Consider the following 3,949-nt stretch of genomic DNA (forward strand, 5'->3'; position numbering starts at 1 on the left):
ATCGAATGCGTGGCTCGCATCATCATGATGGCGGCCCGGTCTTCAGCAGAAAGATGGCGATAGCAGTGGTTCATGGCAACACCGTACCTGATGGGTCACGTGTTGCGCTTGGTCATTGAGACCGCCGAGATTCACTCGGATTGGCTACTCGCCCAACGCCAATTTTAATCCCATATCCACATGCAGCGCGGTCGTATCATAAAGCGGCAGATCGCAATCCTGCTGCCGCAGTAGCAACGCAATTTCCGTACACCCCAGAATCACGCCTTGCGCGCCCTGCGCCTGTAGCCTGGCGACGATCTGCTGATAAACCTGTCGCGACGATTCATTGATCACGCCGTGGACCAGTTCTTCGAAGATAATTCGATGAACGCTATCCCGATCTTCCCGAGACGGCACCAGGCAGGAAACGCCATGCTCGTCGAGTAACCGGCCTCGATAGAAATCCTGCTCCATCGTGAAGCGTGTTCCCAGCAGGCCGACCTGATCGATGCCATAGGCGCGCAATCGTGAACCGGTGCCATCGGCGATATGGAGAAAAGGGATGCTCAGCGCCGACTCGATCGCACCGGCTACCTTGTGCATGGTATTGGTCGCCAGCAGCAGGCATTCGGCACCCGCGGCTTCGACCTGACGAGCCGCTTGCGCCAGCGCCTCCCCTGCCTGATCCCAATCACCACTCTGCTGCAGCGCCTCGATCTCGGCAAAGTCGACGCTCACCATCGCGATCTTCGCCGAATGATACCCGCCGAGACGGTCGCGCACGCCCTCGTTAAGCAGACGGTAATAGCTCTGCGTGGACTCCCAGCTCATGCCGCCCAGTACGCCGATGGTTTTCATTGCGAATCCGATCCTGTTCTCGACTGATTCGGTTTTATCGCATATCGGCGGGAGCAAGCCAACGTAGCGATCCGGAGCCTCCCGGCCGACGGAACCCTTGCGCCAAGGCGAGTAGTGGTACATCAAAGCGAGTAGCGGCTAGTCGAAGTAAGCTACGACATCGACGACTAAAGCTTCGAACTGCAGCTTCGAACTGCAGTTTGAGGTTGGTAGATAACCGATTCAGACGAGCCGCTGAAAGACGGCTGGATTGAGAGAAGAGGGAGAAATTCCAACCCAGTGGCTATTTTTTCGTGCAGCGCGCCCGACTTAGGCGGCGCTGATCGTATGCACTTCCAGGTTGACCTTCAGCGCCTTGCGCACGGCACCAAGGATGGCCGCCAGATTATCCATGCCAGGATTACCGGATGAGGACAGCATGCGATGTAAGCTCTTGCTGGGCCGTCCGGTCTCTTCGGCTAACGTTTCGAACCCGACCGTGGCGTTTACCAAGTCGCGCAGCATCACTCGGGCGCTGTCCGGCTCGCCATTGAGGAACAGCGTAACCGCCTCATCTAGCATTGCCTTGGCGAATGCCGGGTCTCGCTCAACGCGAGCAGCGATGGTTGTCCTGAAATCACGGGTCAGTGCCATATTATTTCCCTCCCTTCTTCGCCTGACGCTTACGCCGCTTGTACTCCTCGCGTAGCACTTTATCAGCCGCTTAGGCATCGAGCCTTCGAACCAAGCCTGATAAGAGCTGAGTCCATCATCGCGCGGGAATTCTCGGAACTCGATATTCATACTCAAGATAGCAACCTATAAGTTGCCATTGGCAAAAATAACTCGCGCCTCACACGCCCATATCAGCTTGTAACCCCACCACACACTATCGAACGTCAATTGCGGATCGTCCGCCTGACGAAGGATCGATGAGATCCACGTTCCCGGCGCCACGTTATAGCGTGGCGTCAGCGGACCATCGACGCGAAGCTCACCGATGCGATGAGCGAATCGCGGGTAGGTGCTGTAGAGAGAGAAGCGGCTGCACATGACTGGAGCATAGATCGTTGTTCAAGAAACTGCTGATTGCCGCCGTAGTAATTACCCTGCCACCTCCCTTACTCGCGGACTACGACAGCGAGAAGAAGCTTGCGCGCGAGGCGAAACAGTTTACGGTAGCCGCACTACGCGGTCCCGATCATATTGAGCTGCAAGAGATTGAGCAGGGAAATACTTCCGGCTCGCGACATGGGTCATGATCGACAGAGAGGGTCTGGCAGATGGCCTGATTGACGCCGGCCTCGGCCGCCCTTGTCAAGCGGCCATCGGGATGGTTGGTGCGAAACTAGATAGCCTCATTGTCGAGGCAAATGAGGACCTAGATAATCCTGGACTATGTCTAAATAGTCAGGCGATATCTCACAAATAATCTCACTACCAGCATCGTGCAACTCGTAGATGATTCCCTGTCTCGTCAGTGAATCTAGGTTATGGTCAAACTCAAAGCTTTGATGACCAAGCAAAATTTTCCTTAAAATAACCAACTGCTCAGCCGGAATCTGCGGCAAAGCTTGCCTGAAGCTCTGCCTTTTATTTTCCATATTACTTACAGTCTCTCGAGATGCACTCTTTGTCTGAAGATAAACCTTTATCTTCACGAAAAAAAATGAAAAAAATTAATCACTAGAACAGATATAGCCACCGAAGCCACTAAAATCAAAGGGTAGAGAGCGAGCCAGTTTATGCTTGGAAATTTCGCTATAACAACAGGAGCTAAAAAAAACATTAGGACCGTCGAAAATAGGGCTATCCATGCACCTTTAACTGTAAATGCGGTCGTAAAAATGGAAAATGGGTTCATCAATTTTCACCGATGCTATGGATAGAGAACTTAGGAACCTGCTCCGAATCATCCAAATACGCAAAGATCGCGTCGAAGTGCTCGGAATATCGCGTCAGCCTGCATTGAATATTATCGGCAAACAACTAACCCTGCTGCCTCCCAAAGGCATACCCAAGAGCCAAAGTTACGAGCGGGGCAAAAATATCCCAAATAAGCTTAATACTATCTGTAAGCGGGTCAGATCCAGGCGCGATCCAGGCGCGATATGCAAAAACGACCAACACTAAAAAACCAGCAGAGTAAAAGCTCCAGCGCAGCACAAACCAGATAAAGGAGTTCCTTGCATTTTCGCCAGTACCAATCTGGCCTGTAACGTGGCCGGCCAAGTCCTGCCTTTGCGAATGCGTTACAAAAGCTCCTTGTGTTTTTGGGCCAGACAATTCCTCTGGGTTAGGCTCTCGAAAGCTCAAGCTACACCTCTTTAACGTAAAAGCTATAGTCGAATATCCCCACTTTCGTACCATCTCTAGTAGTATTAGCCTTTACATTCCATGCTCCATAAAGTCTTTTTTCACCGCTCGGCGTCCTTATAGAGGCCAAGTCAGTGGGTAGTGGAAGCCCTTGCCCTAATGACGAGGACAGATTCTTAATGTAGATCTTCATTTCATCGCTATTCTCGTCTACGTGCGTAGACATCTCCACATTGCCGTCTCCATATTCCAAATAGAATGAGAACTTCAGATTGCCAATTCTCACTCTAGCTGGCGAAGTTCGAACATGTAGAGTTCCCGAAGTAAGCAATGTTAAACCATCGCATTCGGCAGATATCTCAAGATTTAAATCTTCCATTTTAGCTTTTCACTCTGCATATTTAATCAAACAGAAAGAAACGAGGCTTCGTTGTCTGATTTCTACGAAATTTCGCCCAGCCGCGTCCGCACGCGACCCAGCACCACAACCCCTTGCATCCGATCGGGCTCGATCATCTCTTTCTCGTAGTGCGGGTTATCGCTGATCAGTAGCCATGCCCCACCGGCAACACGCTGCACCCGATTTAGTCGTAGCTCTTAGCCCATACGCAGCAGGAACACTCCATCCGGCGTGCGCTGGGCGCGGTTGACCAAAACTTGTTTGCGGTCGCGGATCGTGTCGCCCATTGAGGTGGTCCCCGAAATCAGGACCAGGCGTTAAGCTCTGATCATGACGATTGGAGACGATGATCATGAGCAGGAAACGCAAGCAGTACAGCAGTGACTTCAAGGCCAAGGTGGCTCTCGCAGCCCT

At 52.1% G+C, this 3,949-nt stretch carries 5 protein-coding genes; 1 reads left to right on the forward strand and 4 read right to left on the reverse strand.

Annotated elements, in window-relative coordinates; translation table 11 throughout:
- Nucleotides 1-144 precede the first annotated feature (144 nt).
- The 3 genes from ACUN9V_RS19820 to ACUN9V_RS19830 form a co-directional block, all read right to left on the reverse strand.
- Nucleotides 145-840: an aspartate/glutamate racemase family protein gene (locus ACUN9V_RS19820; protein WP_445512659.1), complete on the reverse strand. Its 696-nt coding sequence runs from the start codon at nucleotides 838-840 to the stop codon at nucleotides 145-147.
- Between the two features lie 309 nt (nucleotides 841-1,149).
- Complete coding sequence (locus ACUN9V_RS19825; RefSeq protein ID WP_439304522.1) at nucleotides 1,150-1,473, reverse strand: helix-turn-helix domain-containing transcriptional regulator; 324 nt, start codon at nucleotides 1,471-1,473, stop codon at nucleotides 1,150-1,152.
- Between the two features lie 165 nt (nucleotides 1,474-1,638).
- On the reverse strand, nucleotides 1,639-1,872 hold the full coding sequence (locus ACUN9V_RS19830) for an SOS response-associated peptidase family protein (RefSeq protein WP_445512660.1): 234 nt from the start codon (nucleotides 1,870-1,872) through the stop codon (nucleotides 1,639-1,641).
- 17 nt (nucleotides 1,873-1,889) lie between these two features.
- On the opposite strand from ACUN9V_RS19830, the gene ACUN9V_RS19835 reads away from it, so the two are divergent.
- On the forward strand, nucleotides 1,890-2,081 hold the full coding sequence (locus ACUN9V_RS19835) for a hypothetical protein (protein WP_445512661.1): 192 nt from the start codon (nucleotides 1,890-1,892) through the stop codon (nucleotides 2,079-2,081).
- A 1,495-nt stretch (nucleotides 2,082-3,576) separates the two neighbouring features.
- Here ACUN9V_RS19835 and ACUN9V_RS19840 read toward each other — a convergent pair.
- The gene (locus ACUN9V_RS19840) at nucleotides 3,577-3,714 is read right to left on the reverse strand and encodes a hypothetical protein (RefSeq protein ID WP_445512662.1); all 138 of its coding nucleotides are present in this window, start codon (nucleotides 3,712-3,714) and stop codon (nucleotides 3,577-3,579) included.
- Nucleotides 3,715-3,949: the final 235 nt, after the last annotated feature.

Source organism: Salinicola sp. V024 (genome assembly GCF_052645315.1).